This window comes from Pseudomonas fluorescens, from assembly GCF_902497775.2.
Classification (GTDB): Bacteria; Pseudomonadota; Gammaproteobacteria; order Pseudomonadales; family Pseudomonadaceae; genus Aquipseudomonas; species Aquipseudomonas putida_F.
The window spans coordinates 4,162,610-4,177,409 of sequence record NZ_OZ024668.1 but is presented as its reverse complement, the minus strand read 5'-3'; the positions used below and the strand labels follow the sequence as shown (position 1 = coordinate 4,177,409).

At 64.8% G+C, this 14,800-nt stretch carries 13 protein-coding genes; 9 read left to right on the top strand and 4 right to left on the bottom strand.

All coding sequences use genetic code 11. The features are described from left to right. Nucleotides 1-6 precede the first annotated feature (6 nt). The 4 genes from F8N82_RS19240 to ydcS form a co-directional block, all read right to left on the bottom strand. A complete protein-coding gene (locus F8N82_RS19240; RefSeq protein ID WP_038996800.1) occupies nucleotides 7-813 on the bottom strand; it encodes an ABC transporter permease in 807 nt (268 codons plus the stop codon). After that, nucleotides 803-1,741, bottom strand: a complete 939-nt coding sequence (locus F8N82_RS19235) for an ABC transporter permease (RefSeq protein WP_038996799.1) — start codon at nucleotides 1,739-1,741, stop codon at nucleotides 803-805. The genes F8N82_RS19240 and F8N82_RS19235 overlap by 11 nt, the downstream gene beginning before the upstream one ends. 1 nt (nucleotide 1,742) lies before the next feature. Further along, nucleotides 1,743-2,783, bottom strand: a complete 1,041-nt coding sequence (locus tag F8N82_RS19230) for an ABC transporter ATP-binding protein (RefSeq protein ID WP_038996798.1) — start codon at nucleotides 2,781-2,783, stop codon at nucleotides 1,743-1,745. A 71-nt stretch (nucleotides 2,784-2,854) separates the two neighbouring features. Further along, nucleotides 2,855-4,006: a putative ABC transporter substrate-binding protein YdcS gene (gene ydcS, locus F8N82_RS19225; RefSeq protein ID WP_038996797.1), complete on the bottom strand. Its 1,152-nt coding sequence runs from the start codon at nucleotides 4,004-4,006 to the stop codon at nucleotides 2,855-2,857. Nucleotides 4,007-4,194: 188 nt separating this feature from the next. Here ydcS and F8N82_RS19220 point away from each other — a divergent pair, with 188 nt between their 5' ends. From F8N82_RS19220 to prfB, 9 genes are all read left to right on the top strand, one after another. After that, a complete protein-coding gene (locus F8N82_RS19220) occupies nucleotides 4,195-4,914 on the top strand; it encodes a tellurite resistance TerB family protein (RefSeq protein WP_038996796.1) in 720 nt (239 codons plus the stop codon). Nucleotides 4,915-5,044: 130 nt separating this feature from the next. Next, a complete protein-coding gene (locus tag F8N82_RS19215; protein ID WP_038996794.1) occupies nucleotides 5,045-6,667 on the top strand; it encodes a methyl-accepting chemotaxis protein in 1,623 nt (540 codons plus the stop codon). Between the two features lie 7 nt (nucleotides 6,668-6,674). Beyond that, nucleotides 6,675-7,205: a chemotaxis protein CheW gene (locus F8N82_RS19210; RefSeq protein WP_038996793.1), complete on the top strand. Its 531-nt coding sequence runs from the start codon at nucleotides 6,675-6,677 to the stop codon at nucleotides 7,203-7,205. Continuing rightward, nucleotides 7,202-8,470, top strand: coding sequence for a CheR family methyltransferase (locus F8N82_RS19205; protein WP_038996792.1), 1,269 nt, complete (start codon nucleotides 7,202-7,204; stop codon nucleotides 8,468-8,470). The genes F8N82_RS19210 and F8N82_RS19205 overlap by 4 nt, the downstream gene beginning before the upstream one ends. Beyond that, nucleotides 8,467-9,132, top strand: coding sequence for a chemotaxis protein CheW (locus F8N82_RS19200; RefSeq protein WP_038996790.1), 666 nt, complete (start codon nucleotides 8,467-8,469; stop codon nucleotides 9,130-9,132). The genes F8N82_RS19205 and F8N82_RS19200 overlap by 4 nt, the downstream gene beginning before the upstream one ends. Continuing rightward, on the top strand, nucleotides 9,129-11,405 hold the full coding sequence (locus tag F8N82_RS19195; RefSeq protein ID WP_038996789.1) for a hybrid sensor histidine kinase/response regulator: 2,277 nt from the start codon (nucleotides 9,129-9,131) through the stop codon (nucleotides 11,403-11,405). Before F8N82_RS19200 ends, F8N82_RS19195 begins: the two co-directional genes overlap by 4 nt. Continuing rightward, nucleotides 11,402-12,415: a chemotaxis response regulator protein-glutamate methylesterase gene (locus F8N82_RS19190; RefSeq protein ID WP_038996788.1), complete on the top strand. Its 1,014-nt coding sequence runs from the start codon at nucleotides 11,402-11,404 to the stop codon at nucleotides 12,413-12,415. The genes F8N82_RS19195 and F8N82_RS19190 overlap by 4 nt, the downstream gene beginning before the upstream one ends. 51 nt (nucleotides 12,416-12,466) lie before the next feature. Further along, nucleotides 12,467-13,471 carry a response regulator gene (locus F8N82_RS19185; RefSeq protein ID WP_038996787.1) on the top strand — a complete coding sequence of 335 codons (1,005 nt, stop codon included), beginning with the start codon at nucleotides 12,467-12,469 and terminating at the stop codon, nucleotides 13,469-13,471. Between the two features lie 168 nt (nucleotides 13,472-13,639). After that, a protein-coding gene (prfB, locus tag F8N82_RS19180; protein WP_099050695.1) for a peptide chain release factor 2 occupies nucleotides 13,640-14,735 on the top strand; the annotation gives its coding sequence in 2 pieces (ribosomal slippage) (nucleotides 13,640-13,711 and nucleotides 13,713-14,735; 1,095 coding nt in all). The last annotated feature ends 65 nt before the right edge of the window (nucleotides 14,736-14,800 follow it).

Sequence of the window (14,800 nt, the reverse complement as noted above, 5' to 3'; positions counted from 1 at the left end):
CAGGAGTTATTTGCCGCTGCCGGCAACGCTTTCGCCGCCGCGGGTCAGGTAATAGGCGCCGAGGATCGGCAGCATGGTCACCAGCATCACCAGCATGGCCACCACGTTGGTGACCGGCACATCGCGCGGCCGGCTCAACTGGTTGAGCAGCCAGATCGGCAGGGTGCGTTCGTGGCCGGCGGTGAAGGTGGTGACGATGATCTCATCGAACGACAAGGCAAAGGCCAGCATGCCGCCAGCCAGGAGGGCCGAGCCGAGGTTGGGCAGGACGATGTAGCGAAAGGTCTGCCAGCCGTCGGCGCCCAGATCCATCGACGCCTCGATCAGGCTCTGCGAGGTTCGTCGCAAGCGGGCGATGACGTTGTTGTAGACGATCACCACGCAAAAGGTGGCGTGGCCGACGACGATGGTGAAAATCCCGGGCTCTATGCCCAAGGTCTTGAACGCCGAGAGCAGGGCGATGCCAGTGATGATCCCAGGCAGGGCAATGGGCAGGATCAGCATCAGCGAAATGCTCTCCTTGCCGAAAAAGCTGCGCCGGTACAGCGCCGCCGAGGCCAGGGTACCGAGCACCAGGGCGATCAGCGTGGCCAGGCAGGCGACCTGCAGCGACAGCTTGATCGACTCCAGCACATCCGGGCGCGCAAACGCCACGCCGAACCACTTCAGGGTCAAGCCGCGGGGCGGAAAGCTGAAGGCGGCGTCCTCGGTGTTGAAGGCATAGAGGAAGATGATCAGGATCGGGAAGTGCAGGAACAGCAGCCCGCCCCACGCCGCCAGGCGCAGGCCGATCGAGGCGCGCTCAGAGTGCATCGAAGGCCCCCAGGCGTTTGACGATGGCCAGGTACACGGCGATCAGCACGATCGGCACCAGGGTAAAGGCGGCGGCCATGGGCATGTTGCCGATGGCGCCCTGCTGGGCGTAGACCATGCTGCCGATGAAATAGCCGGGCGGGCCGACCAGTTGCGGGACGATGAAATCGCCCAGGGTCAGCGAGAAGGTGAAAATCGAGCCGGCGGCAATGCCCGGCACCGACAACGGCAGGATCACCTGCGTGAAAGTCTGCCGCGGGCGGGCGCCAAGGTCCGCCGAGGCTTGCAGCAATGACGGCGGCAGGCGCTCCAGCGAGGCCTGGATCGGCAGGATCATGAACGGCAGCCAGATGTACACGAACACCAGGAAGCGACCCAGGTGCGAGGTCGACAGGGTGCTGCCGCCCACCCCGGGAATAGCGAGGATGAACTGCAGCACTGGCCCCAGGTTCAGTTGCTGGACGAACCACTGGGCCACGCCGCCTTTGGCCAGCAGCAAGGTCCAGGCGTAGGCCTTGACGATGTAGCTGGCCCACATCGGCATCATCACCGCGATATAGAAGAACGCCTTGGTTTTGCCACTGGTGTAGCGGGCCATGTAATAGGCGATCGGGAAGGCCAGGATGGCACTGGCGATCGACACGGCGATGGCCATGCCCAGGGTGCGCAGGATGATGTCGAAGTTCGATGGGTTGAACAGCGCGGCGAAGTTGCCCAGGGTCAGGTCCGGGGTGACCGCCATGGTGAAGTCGTCGAAGGTATAGAAGCCCTGCCACAGCAGGCTCAGCAGCGAGCCCAGGTAAATCGCGCCGAACCAGATCAGCGGCGGTATCAGCAGCAGCGCCAGGTACAGGTTGGGCCGCCGGTAGAGCAGGGTGGAGAAGCGCCGCATGACGGTCGGCGCGCGGCTTGCCAGGGCCTGGCTCATCTCAATGGCCCTCGCCGGGCAGGGTTTCCTGCAGCGCAGTCATCGCCTCGCGGGCCCAGCGCGCCTGCAGACGCTGGCCGGGCTGCCAGGGGGCGGCGTGCTCCTGCCATTGGTTGTTGGCCTGGCTGATGCTCAGCAGCTGGCCGTTGTCCAGTTGCAGCTCGTAGCGGGTAGCGCTGCCCTGGTACTGGATATCGTGGAGCAGTCCGCTGACCTGAATTTCGTTGCTGGCGACTGGCTGGTCGCCAAGGCGGATGTGTTCCGGGCGAATCGAGAAGGGCAACTGGCTGCCATTGAGCTGCTGCGCCAGCGTGCCGCGCAGCACATTCGAGGTGCCGACGAATTCGGCGACGAAGGTGGTCGCCGGCTTCATGTACAAGTTGCGTGGGGTGTCGACCTGCTCGATGCGGCCACGGTTGAACACCGCGACCCGGTCCGACATCGACAGCGCCTCGGTCTGGTCATGGGTGACGAAGATGAAGGTAATGCCCAGCTGGCGTTGCAGCTTTTTCAGCTCGCCCTGCATCTGTTCGCGCAATTTCAGGTCCAGCGCTCCCAGCGGTTCATCGAGCAGCAGCACCCGTGGGCGATTGACCAGCGCCCGGGCCAGGGCCACGCGCTGGCGCTGGCCGCCGGAAAGCTGCACCGGCTTGCGCAGGCCATAGCCGCCCAGGGCGACCATGGCCAGCGCTTCTTCGGCGCGGGCATGACGTTCGGCCTTGGCCACGCCCTTGACCTTCAGGCCATAGGCGACGTTGTCGCGCACGTTCATGTGCGGGAACAGCGCGTAGTCCTGGAACACCGTGTTGACGTCGCGCTGATAGGGCGGCAGGCCCGCCGCCTCTTCGCCGTGGATGCGGATCGAACCGGCGCTGGGTTGCTCGAAACCGGCGATCAGGCGCAGGCAGGTGGTCTTGCCCGAACCCGAGGGGCCGAGCATCGAGAAAAACTCGCCGTCGTGGATGTCGATCGACACCTGGTCAACCGCCCTGACCTCGCCAAAGGTGCGCGATACGTTGGTGAACTGCACTGCAAGGTTCATGGTGCGAAGCTCCGGCAGGAGGAGCAGGCCCGCGTCTTGAGGTAGGAGCGGGCTTGCCCCGCGATAGGGCCTTAACGGCCCCCCATGATCGCAATATAGTCCTGGGTCCAGCGGCTGTACGGCACGAACTTGCCCCCCTCAGCCTGCGGGGTCTTCCAGAAGGCGATCTTGTCGAACTGGTCGAAACCATTGGTCTTGCAACCTTCGGCTCCGAGCAGTTCACTACCGGTGCAGGCCGCTGGCACCGCTGGCAACGAGCCGAACCAGGCCGCTACGTCACCCTGGACCTTGGGTTGCAGCGACCAGTCCATCCACTTGTAGGCGCAGTTGGGGTGCTTGGCCTCGCTGTGCAGCATGGTGGTATCGGCCCAGCCCGTAGCGCCTTCCTTGGGGATGGTTGACGCCACCGGCTGCTTGTCGGCTTGCAGGCCATTGACCATGTAGCCCCAGGAGCTGGAGGCGACTACGCCTTCGTTCTTGACGTCACTCATCTGCACCGTGGCGTCATGCCAGTAGCGGTGGATCAGCGGCTGTTGCTGGCGCAGCAGGTCGAGCACCGCCTTGTACTGGGTTTCGTTCAGTTCATAGGGGTTCTGGATACCAAGTTCGGGCTTGGCAGATTTCAGGTACAGCGCCGCATCGGCGATGTAGATCGGCCCGTCGTAGGCCTGGACCCGGCCCTTGTTCGGCTTGCCGTCCGGCAGGTCCTGGGGCTCGAAGACCACGCCCCAGCTGGTTGGCGCCTGCTTGAACACCGTGGTGTTGTACAGCAGCACGTTCGGGCCCCACTGGTAGGGTGTGCCGTACACCTGCTGGTTGACGACGTACCAGGCGCCGTCCTTGAGCCGGGGGTCGAGGTTCTTCCAGTTGGGGATCAGCGCGGTGTTGATCGGTTGCACGCGCTTGCCGGCGATCAGCCGCAGCGAGGCGTCACCGGAGGCAGTGACCAGGTCGTAACCGCCCTTGGTCATCAGGCTGACCATTTCGTCGGAGGTGGCGGCGGTCTTGACGCTGACCTTGCAGCCGGTGTCTTTCTCGAAGCCGGTCACCCAGTCGTAGGCCTTGTCGCTTTCACCGCGCTCGATGTAACCCGGCCAGGCGACGATATCCAGCTGGCCTTCGCCGGCGCCCACGGCTTTCAAGGGGGCGGCGGCCTGCAGGCTGGCGCTGGCCAGCAGGGCGGTGCTCAGGGCGCAGAGCGTGGCGGTCTTGTGCACGAACATGGTGTTCCCTCTTGTTGGAATTATCTCGGGGCAGTGAAAGTGCAGGTATAGCTGCTTTAAGCGTAGTTGCTGTTGCCTGGGTCCAGCGTATCCCGGTCCTGGGCAACATCTGGAAGCAAATGCATTCAGCTTCGCTTCAGCCAGCGGCAGTACTCTTTGGGTCTCTTTCCTCCCCATGGAGATGCCCCATGAATACCCGTGGCTTGCTCGATCAACTGCTAAAATCCGGCCAGGACCTGCTGCAGAACCAGGGCGGCAAAAGCGCCGCCGGCAAATCCGGCGGTCTTGCTGACCTGCTCGGCGGCAAGGGCGGCGGTGGCCTGGGCAGCCTGCTCTCCGGTGCTGGCGGCGGTGCCCTGGCGGCGGGGGCGATGGGCTTGCTGCTGGGTAGCAAGAAGGCCCGCAAGTACGGCGGCAAGGCCCTGACCTACGGTGGCCTGGCGGCCCTCGGGGTCATTGCCTACAAGGCCTATGGCAACTGGCAGGCCAAGCAGGGCGCCGCCGTGCAGGGTGAGCCGCAAACCCTCGACCGCCTGCCGCCAGCCCAGGTCGAGCAGCACAGCCAGGCGATCCTCAAGGCGCTGGTGGCGGCGGCCAAGTCCGATGGCCACGTCGATGAGCGCGAACGGGCGCTGATCGAGGGCGAATTCGTCAAACTGTCCAACGACCAGGAGCTGCAACACTGGCTGCATGCCGAGCTCAACAGACCGCTGGATCCGGCCGACGTCGCCCGCGCCGCCAGCACCCCGGAAATGGCCGCCGAGATGTACATCGCCAGTGTCATGCTGGTGGACGAGGAACACTTCATGGAGCGTGCCTATCTGGACGAACTGGCGCGTCAGCTCAAGCTCGACCCGGCGCTCAAGAGCGAGTTGGAAAACCAGGTAAAACTTGCTGCCGGTCAATGAAATCGGGCTAATGGCCAGTATCTATCCCGTTTAGCCCGATCCAGCCCTTAAGTCAGCCGCAAATGCGCGCAGCCGCTGGGCTATACTCTGCCCATTTTTCCTGCTCGCGTAGAACACTTGAGGGCTGACTGTGAAAAACTGGACTTTGCGCCAACGGATCCTGGCGAGCTTCGCCGTGATTATCGCCATCATGACGCTGATGGTGGTCGCCGCCTATTCGCGACTGGTGGCCATAGAGTCCGGCGAGGAAGCGGTGCGAACCGACAGCATCCCCGGGGTTTACTACAGCTCGATGATCCGTAGCGCCTGGGTCGATAGCTATGTGCTGACCCAGCAATTGGTGGGCCTGAGCGACCATCGCGAGATCACCTCGGCCGACATGGAGCTGTACAAGGGCTTTGAAGAGCGCCTCAAGCAGCACATGGCCAGCTACCAGTCGACCATTCGCGAGAAGGACGATCAGGCCAGCTTCGACCAGTTCGGCCAGCTCGAAGTCGCCTACCTGAAGGCGGTGGAGACCGTGCTCGACGCCTACCGCAAGAAGGATTACCCCGAAGCCCAGCGCCTGCTCGCCGAAGTGCTGACCCCAGCCTGGGTTGATGGCCGCAAGCACCTGAACGGGGTGATCGAGCGCAATCGTCATTCGGCCGAGAGCGCCACCGACTCCATCGTCAGCGCCGTGGCCACCGCCAAGGTCAGCATGATCGTCTCGCTGCTGCTGGCCATCGTTGCCGCGACCATCTGCGGCCTGGTGCTGATGCGTGCCATCACCGCACCGATGCAGCGGATCGTCCATGCCTTGGACAAGCTCAGCGGCGGCGACCTCAGCGTGCGCCTGAACCTGGATCGCAAGGACGAATTCGGTGCAGTGGAAACCGGCTTCAACGAGATGATGGGCGAACTGACCAACCTGGTGTCCCAGGCCCAACGCTCGTCGGTGCAGGTCACCACCTCGGTGACAGAAATTGCCGCCACCTCCAAGCAGCAACAGGCCACCGCCACCGAGACCGCCGCCACTACCACCGAAATTGGCGCAACTTCGCGGGAAATCGCTGCGACTTCCCGTGACCTGGTGCGGACCATGACCGAAGTCACTTCGGCTGCCGACCAGGCCTCGATCCTTGCCGGCTCCGGCCAGCAGGGCCTGGCGCGCATGGAAGAGACCATGCATCAGGTGATGGGCGCAGCCGACCTGGTCAACAACAAGCTGGCGATCCTCAACGAGAAGGCCGGCAACATCAACCAGGTGGTGGTGACCATCGTCAAGGTCGCCGACCAGACCAACCTGCTGTCGCTCAACGCTGCCATCGAGGCGGAAAAGGCCGGTGAGTACGGCCGCGGTTTCGCCGTGGTCGCCACCGAAGTGCGGCGTCTGGCCGACCAGACCGCCGTCGCCACCTACGACATCGAGCAGATGGTCCGCGAGATCCAGTCGGCGGTGTCGGCCGGGGTCATGGGCATGGACAAGTTCTCCGAGGAAGTGCGTCGCGGCATGTTCGAGGTGCAGCAGGTCGGTGAGCAACTCACCCAGATCATTCATCAGGTCCAGGCCCTGGCGCCGCGGGTGCTGATGGTCAACGAAGGCATGCAGGCCCAGGCCACCGGCGCCGAGCAGATCAATCACGCCCTGGCGCAGCTGGGCGATGCCAGCAGCCAGACCGTCGAATCCTTGCGTCAGGCCAGCTTCGCCATCGATGAACTGAGCCAGGTGGCCACCGGCCTGCGTGGCGGTGTGTCGCGGTTCAAAGTCTGACCTGCCGATGAACGACCTTCAGCCTCGCCGCAACCAGGATGCGGCTTCCCACGGCACCCTGTACCTGGTGTTTCGCATTGGCGATCAGCGCTTTGCCCTGGACGCCCATGAAGTCGCCGAAGTGCTGCCGCGCCTGCCGCTCAAGTCCATTGCCCAGACGCCGGCCTGGGTTGCCGGGGTGTTGGCCCACCGTGGCACGCTGGTGCCGGTGATCGACGTCGGCGCCTTGAGTTTCGGCCTGCCGGCGCCCGTGCGCACCAGCACACGCCTGGTGCTGGTGCACTACCGCGTCGACCCGTTGCGCCCGGACTTGCTGCTGGGGCTGATCCTCGAACAGGCCACCGATACCCTGCGTTGCGATTCCGCCGAGTTCCAGCCTTATGGCCTGGACAACCAGCAGGCGCCTTACCTGGGCCCGGTACGCGAGGATGCCCACGGTTTGCTCCAGCGCATCGGTGTGCAGGACCTGCTCAGTGCCGAGGTGCGCCAGTTGTTGTTCCCACCTGAGCTTGCGGCAAGCGGCGAGGGCTCGGCATGAGTGGTGAACAGCGCTTCTTTCGCTTTTTGCAGGATCGTATCGGCCTGGACGTTGCCTCGGTCGGAGCGCCGATGGTCGAGCGTGCCCTGCGTCAGCGCTGCGCGACGCTTGAGGCCCGGGACCTGGATGACTACTGGCTGCGGCTGCAGCAGTCGAGCCAGGAACAGCAGGCGCTGATCGAAGCGGTGATCGTCCCGGAAACCTGGTTTTTCCGCTATCCGGAGTCGTTCAGCGCCCTGGTGACCCTGGCGCGCAAGCGCCTGGCCGAGCTGGGTGGCATGCGCCCGCTGCGCATCCTCAGCCTGCCGTGCTCCACCGGTGAAGAGCCGTATTCGATTGCCATGGCCCTGCTCGATGGCGGTTTGGCTGCCCACAGCTTTCGCGTCGACGCCATGGACATCAGCCCCAATTCCATTGGCCGGGCCGAGCAGGCGCTGTATGGGCGCAATTCGTTTCGTGGTTCGCACCTGGACTTTCGCGAGCGGCATTTCAGCGAGACGTCCGAGGGACATAGCCTGGATGAGCGCGTTCGCCAGCAGGTCACGCTGCAGGTGGGTAACGTGCTGGATCCGGCGCTCAAGGCCCGGGAAGGCAGCTACGATTTCGTGTTCTGCCGCAACCTGTTGATCTACTTCGATGTACCCACTCAGCAGCGGGTGTTCGAGGTGCTCAAGAACCTGATCCATGAACAGGGCGTGCTGTTTATCGGCCCGGCCGAAGGCAGCCTGCTGGCGCGCATGGGCATGCGCCCGGTGGGTATTGCCCAGTCGTTCGCTTATGTACGCCAGGCCGAACGGGAGCCAGCGCCACCGAGCAAGCCGCTGGCCATACCGCTGCCATTGACGGTTCCGGTGACGGCGGCCAGTGTGCCGCGCCCGGCACCGGTGATGGTGCGCAAGATCAAACCGATAGCGCCGCCGTCGGCCAAGCCCGCTGCGCAAGAATCGGCAGGCCAGTTGCTTGCACAGATTGCCCAGTTGGCCAATGCCGGCAGCAGCGCCGAAGCCCAGGCGGCCTGCACCCGCTATTTGCAGCAGTACCCGCCCACGGCCCAGGTGTTCTACTGGCTGGGCTTGCTCAGCGACACCGCCGGCGACAGCGGCGAAGCCCTGAGCCACTACCGCAAGGCGTTGTACCTCGAGCCCCAGCATCCGGAGGCGCTGGTGCACCTGGCTGCGCTGCTGGCCTCTCAAGGTGATATCGCAGGCGCCCGGCGGCTGCAGGAACGGGCCGCACGGCGCGCCGACCGGGAGTCTGAACAATGATGGGCGACAACGACGTGCAACTGGTCGCCAGTGACGCCGCCAGCATCGATGACTGCTGGAACCGTATTGGCGTACGCGGCGACAAGAGCTGCCCGCTGCTTGATGAGCATATTCACTGCCGCAACTGCGAGGTTTACGCGGTAGCGGCGACGCGTCTGCTGGACCGTTACTCGCTGTCCCAGGAAGCCCACGAGCAGAGCGAGGCGCCTGAGCAAACCAGCAGCGGCCGCTCGCTGTTGCTGTTTCGCCTGGGCGAGGAGTGGCTGGCGCTGGCCACTCGCTGCCTGGTCGAGGTCGCGCCACTGCAGCAGGTGCACTCCCTGCCGCACCAGCGCTCGCGGGTGCTGCACGGCGTGGCCAATGTGCGTGGCGCACTGGTGCCGTGCCTGTCGCTGGGCGATCTGCTCGGCCTTGAAACCCAGGCACCGGCGCCGACCTCGGCGCGGGTCATGCCGCGCATGTTGATCATTGCCGCTGCTGGCGGCTCGGTGGTGGTCCAGGTCGATGAAGTGGATGGCATCCATGGCCTGGACCCTGGCCGCCTGACGGCCGAGCAGGGCGAAACCCGTTTTACCGCAGCCGTGCTGCAATGGCGCGGGCGCAGTGTCCGCGTGCTGGATGAAGACCAAGTGCTGTCTGCCGTGAACCGGAGCCTGTCATGACCCCAGAGCAAATGCGCGACGCCTCGTTGCTCGAGCTGTTCAGCCTGGAGGCCGAAGCCCAGACCCAGGTGCTCAGTGCCGGGCTGTTGGCGCTGGAGCGCAACCCGACCCAGGCCGATCAGCTTGAAGCCTGCATGCGTGCGGCCCACTCGCTCAAGGGGGCGGCACGGATTGTTGGCGTCGATGCCGGGGTCAGCGTTGCCCATGTGATGGAAGATTGCCTGGTCGGCGCCCAGGAAGGCCGGCTGCTGCTGCGCCCGGAGCATATCGATGCGTTGCTGCAGGGCACTGACCTGTTGATGCGCATTGCCACCCCGGGCGATGTCAGCATCGACGCCGCGGTGCAGACCTTTCTGGTGCAGATGGCCGCTTTGCTTGACCCCGGTGCGGCACCGGCACCTGCAGTCGCAGCGCCAGCGCCGTTGCCGGAGCTCGAGCCAGTGGCGGTCGAGCCGCCCAGCGTTGAACCCGAGCCTGAAGCCGAAGCGGCACCGGTGCGCAGCGGCAAACGCACGGGCGAGGGCGGCGAGCGGGTCTTGCGCGTCACTGCCGAGCGCCTGAACAGCCTGCTCGACCTGTCGAGCAAATCGCTGGTCGAAACCCAGCGGCTCAAACCCTACCTGGCCACCCTGCAGCGCCTCAAGCGCATGCACGGGCAAAGCATCCGCGCTCTCGACGGCCTCAAGCAACAACTGGAAAGCAGCGGCCAGAGCCCGGAGGTCCAGGACGCCCTGGCCCAGGCCCAGCGCCTGCTCGGTGAAACCCAGCAGATTCTGTTGCAGCAGGCCTCTGACCTGGATGAATTCGGCTGGCAGGCCAGCCAGCGCGCGCAGTTGCTGTACGACACCGCGCTGGCCTGCCGCATGCGCCCGTTCGCCGATGTGCTGACCGGGCAAAGCCGCATGGTCCGCGATCTTGGCCGCTCGCTGGGCAAGCAGGTGCGCCTGGAAATCGAAGGCGAGAAGACCCAGGTCGACCGCGACGTGCTGGAAAAGCTCGAAGCGCCATTGACCCACCTGCTGCGCAATGCCGTCGATCACGGTATCGAGTCGCCCGAGCGGCGCCTGGTGGCCGGCAAGCCACTGGAAGGGCAGATCCGCCTGCGTGCCTCGCACCAGGCCGGGCTGCTGGTGCTGGAAATCAGCGACGATGGCGGCGGCGTCGATCTGGCGCACTTGCGCCAGAGCATCGTCGAGCGCCAGTTGTCGCCCGCCGAAACCGTGGCGCAGATGAGCGAGGCCGAACTGCTGACCTTCCTGTTCCTGCCCGGTTTCAGCCTGCGTGACCGGGTCACCGAGGTGTCCGGGCGTGGTGTCGGCCTGGATGCCGTGCAGCACATGGTTCGCCAGCTGCGCGGCTCGATCGAGCTGACCCAGACCAGCGGCCAGGGCAGTTGCTTCCATCTGGAAGTGCCGCTGACCCTGTCGGTGGTGCGCAGCCTGGTGGTCGAGGTTGGCGCCGAGGCCTATGCCTTCCCGCTGGCACATATCGAACGCACCCTGGAACTGCCGGCCGAGGCCATCGTGCAGATCGAAGGCCGTCAGCACTTTTGGCACGAGGGCCGGCATATCGGCCTGGTCGCGGCCAGCCAACTGCTCAACCGCCCGCCGAGCCAGGACGAAGGGCAAAGCATCAAGGTGGTGGTGATCCGCGAGCGCGAGATGCTCTATGGCGTGGCGGTCGAGCGCCTGATCGGCGAGCGGGTGCTGGTAGTGATGCCGCTGGATGCGCGGCTGGGCAAGGTCCAGGACATCTCTGCCGGGGCCTTGCTCGATGACGGCGCGGTGGTGCTGATCATCGACGTCGAAGACCTGCTGCGCTCGGTGGAAAAACTCCTCAGCACCGGCCGCCTGGAGCGTATCGAACGCGGCCAGCGCAGCGTCCGTGAGGCAGCGCGCAAGCGTGTGCTGGTGGTCGACGATTCGCTGACCGTGCGCGAGCTTGAGCGCAAGCTGTTGAGCAACAAGGGCTATGAGGTGGCCGTTGCCGTCGACGGCATGGACGGCTGGAATGCCTTGCGCAGCGAAGACTTCGACCTGCTGATCACCGACATCGACATGCCACGCATGGACGGCATCGAACTGGTCACCCTGCTGCGCCGCGACAGCCGCCTGCAGTCGCTGCCGGTGATGGTGGTCTCGTACAAGGACCGCGAAGAAGATCGTCGCCGTGGACTGGATGCCGGGGCCGACTACTATTTGGCAAAGGCCAGTTTTCACGATGATGCCTTGCTCGACGCCGTCGTCGAGTTGATCGGGGGAGCGCAGGGATGAAAATCGCTATCGTCAACGACATGCCCATGGCCGTGGAGGCCTTGCGCCGGGCGTTGGCATTCGAACCGGCCCATCAGGTGATCTGGGTCGCCAGCAATGGCGCCGAAGCGGTCAAACTGTGCGCCGAGCAACTGCCGGACCTGATTCTCATGGACTTGATCATGCCGGTCATGGATGGCGTCGAGGCGACCCGGCGGATCATGGCCGAAACGCCGTGCGCCATCGTTATCGTCACCGTCGACCGCCAGCAGAACGTCCACCGGGTGTTCGAGGCCATGGGCCATGGCGCCCTCGATGTGGTCGACACCCCGGCCCTGGGCGCTGGTGATCCGCGTGAAGCCGCAGCCCCCTTGCTGCGCAAGATCCTCAATATCGGCTGGCTGATCGGCCATCAGCGCAGCACCCCGACTCGGGCCATGGCCGCGCCGGTGCGTGAGGCCGTCCAGCGCCAGGGCCTGGTCGCCATCGGCTCTTCGGCTGGAGGCCCGGCGGCCCTGGAAGTGCTGCTCAAGGGCTTGCCCCGCAGCTTTGCGGCGGCCATCGTGCTGGTCCAGCACGTTGACCAGGTGTTCGCCGCCGGCATGGCCGAGTGGCTCAGCAGCGCTTCGGGCCTGGCGGTGCGCCTGGCCTGCGAAGGCGAGCCGCCGCAACCGGGGCAGGTACTGCTGGCCGGGACCAATCACCACATCCGCCTGCTCAAGAACGGCAACCTGGCCTATACCGCGGAGCCAGTGAACGAGATCTACCGGCCTTCGATCGATGTATTTTTTGAAAGCGTGGCCCGCTACTGGCGCGGCGACGCGGTCGGCGTATTGCTCACCGGCATGGGGCGCGACGGCGCCCAGGGCCTGAAGCTGATGCGCCAACAGGGCTTTTTGACCATCGCCCAGGATCAGCAGAGCAGCGCGGTGTACGGGATGCCCAAGGCAGCCGCCGCGATAGACGCCGCCGTGGAAATTCGCCCGCTGGAGCGAATCGCTGGGCGATTGATGGAAATTTTTCCAAAATGACGATATGTATTGAGCCACGCCGGCTGGCCGGCAGTGACCAGGTGACAGCGCATGAATGATTTACCGCTCGACGGTTTTCCGACCATGAACGAAAACTCGGCAATGGTCCTTTTGGTCGACGATCAGGCAATGATCGGCGAGGCGGTACGGCGCGGCCTGGCTCACGAAGAAAACATCGACTTCCATTTTTGCGCCGACCCGCACCAGGCGGTGGCCCAGGCCGTGCGGATCAAGCCCACGGTGATCCTCCAGGACCTGATCATGCCCGGTCTGGACGGCCTGACCCTGGTGCGTGAATACCGCAACAACCCGGCGACCCAGGACATCCCGATCATCGTCCTGTCGACCAAGGAGGACCCGCTGGTCAAGAGCGCGGCCTTTGCCGCAGGGGCCAACGACTACCTGGTGAAACTGCCGGACAACATCGAGCTGGTGGCACGCATCCGCTACCACTCGCGCTCCTACCTGACCCTGCTGCAACGCGACGAGGCCTACCGGGCCCTGCGCGTCAGCCAGCAGCAGCTGCTCGACACCAACCTGGTGTTGCAGCGCTTGATGAACTCCGACGGCCTCACGGGGCTGTCCAACCGCCGCCATTTCGACGAGTACCTGGAGCTGGAATGGCGCCGGGCCATGCGCGAACAGGCGCAGCTATCGTTGCTGATGATCGATGTCGACTACTTCAAGTCGTTCAACGACACCTTCGGCCACCTGGCCGGTGACGAAGCGTTGCGCAAGGTCGCCGAAGCCATTCGCGCCTCCAGCGCCCGCCCCAGCGACCTGCCGGCCCGTTACGGCGGCGAGGAATTCGCCCTGGTGCTACCCAATACCTCGCCGGGCGGGGCCCGTCTGGTCGCGGAAAAACTGCGCCAGACCGTTGCGGCCATGAACATTGCCCACACCATGCCCAACCCCGATTCGGTGCTGACCGTGAGCATCGGCCTGGCGACCCTGACCCCGGGCATCGGCAGCCATTGCCGGCAGTTGATCTCGGCGGCGGACAAGGGCCTGTACCTGGCCAAGAACAATGGCCGCAATCAGGTTGGGGTGGATTGACTGTGGGAGCGGGCTTGCCCCGCGATCAATGTATTGCTGTGCCTGGGCTGGCCTCTTCGCGGGGCAAGCCCGCTCCCACAGGTTGCCGCTAGACGGGCTGCCGTCGGCTTTCAGACTCGGTTATACTCTCCGGCTTTTCTACAGAATACGCACGAGAGCTGCCCGCCCATGGAAATCCAACCGATCCTGAACACCATCAAGGACCTGACCGAGCGCTCCGAGTCCATTCGGGGGTATCTTTGACTACGATCAAAAGCATGACCGCCTGATCGAAGTCAACCGCGAGCTCGAAGACCCGAACGTCTGGAACAAGCCCGAGTACGCCCAGGAACTGGGCCGCGAGCGCGCCATGCTGGCGCAGGTCGTCGAGACCCTGGACAAGATGGCCCACGGCCTGGCCGACTGCCAGGACCTGCTCGACATGGCCGTCGAGGAAAATGACGAAGGCGCCGTGAGCGACGTCGTGACCGAGCTGCAAGGCCTGGAAGAAAGCCTGGCCAAGCTCGAGTTCCGCCGCATGTTCAGCGGCGAGATGGACATGAACAACGCCTACCTGGACATTCAGGCAGGTTCCGGCGGCACCGAAGCCCAGGACTGGGCCAACATCCTCCTGCGCATGTACCTGCGCTGGGCCGACAAGCGCGGTTTCGACGCCACCATCATCGAGCTTTCCGAAGGTGAAGTCGCCGGCATCAAGGGCGCCACCGTGCACATCAAGGGTGAGTACGCCTTCGGCTGGCTGCGTACCGAGATCGGCGTGCACCGCCTGGTGCGCAAGAGCCCGTTCGACTCCGGCGCCCGTCGCCACACCTCGTTCTCGGCGGTGTTCGTGTCGCCCGAGATCGACGACAAGGTCGAAATCGACATCAACCCGTCTGACCTGCGCGTCGACACCTATCGCTCCTCGGGCGCCGGTGGTCAGCACGTGAACACCACCGACTCGGCGGTGCGTATCACCCACGTGCCGACCAACACCGTGGTGGCCTGCCAGAACGAACGCTCCCAGCACGCCAACAAGGACACCGCCATGAAAATGCTGCGGGCCAAGTTGTACGAGCTGGAAATGCAGAAGCGCAACGCCGCCTCGCAGGCATTGGAAGACAGCAAGTCGGACATCGGCTGGGGCCACCAGATCCGTTCGTACGTGCTGGATGACTCGCGTATCAAGGACCTGCGCACCGGCGTCGAGCGCAGCGACTGCCAGAAGGTGCTGGACGGCGACCTCGACCAGTACCTGGAAGCGAGCCTCAAGCAGGGGCTGTAAGCCGCACACCACCGCCGCGATGCCCGGCCGCCCGCCGGCATCGCGTGCCCTGCCCGAAAAGGGCA

Bases quoted from the DNA above. Each gene is read 5' to 3' on its own strand.
- F8N82_RS19240 (WP_038996800.1), bottom strand. From the start codon at position 813: ATGCACTCTGAGCGCGCCTCGATCGGCCTGCGCCTGGCGGCGTGGGGC.
- F8N82_RS19235 (WP_038996799.1), bottom strand. From the start codon at position 1,741: ATGAGCCAGGCCCTGGCAAGCCGCGCGCCGACCGTCATGCGGCGCTTC.
- F8N82_RS19230 (WP_038996798.1), bottom strand. From the start codon at position 2,783: ATGAACCTTGCAGTGCAGTTCACCAACGTATCGCGCACCTTTGGCGAG.
- ydcS (WP_038996797.1), bottom strand. From the start codon at position 4,006: ATGTTCGTGCACAAGACCGCCACGCTCTGCGCCCTGAGCACCGCCCTG.
- F8N82_RS19220 (WP_038996796.1), top strand. From the start codon at position 4,195: ATGAATACCCGTGGCTTGCTCGATCAACTGCTAAAATCCGGCCAGGAC.
- F8N82_RS19210 (WP_038996793.1), top strand. From the start codon at position 6,675: ATGAACGACCTTCAGCCTCGCCGCAACCAGGATGCGGCTTCCCACGGC.
- F8N82_RS19205 (WP_038996792.1), top strand. From the start codon at position 7,202: ATGAGTGGTGAACAGCGCTTCTTTCGCTTTTTGCAGGATCGTATCGGC.
- F8N82_RS19200 (WP_038996790.1), top strand. From the start codon at position 8,467: ATGATGGGCGACAACGACGTGCAACTGGTCGCCAGTGACGCCGCCAGC.
- F8N82_RS19195 (WP_038996789.1), top strand. From the start codon at position 9,129: ATGACCCCAGAGCAAATGCGCGACGCCTCGTTGCTCGAGCTGTTCAGC.
- F8N82_RS19190 (WP_038996788.1), top strand. From the start codon at position 11,402: ATGAAAATCGCTATCGTCAACGACATGCCCATGGCCGTGGAGGCCTTG.
- F8N82_RS19185 (WP_038996787.1), top strand. From the start codon at position 12,467: ATGAATGATTTACCGCTCGACGGTTTTCCGACCATGAACGAAAACTCG.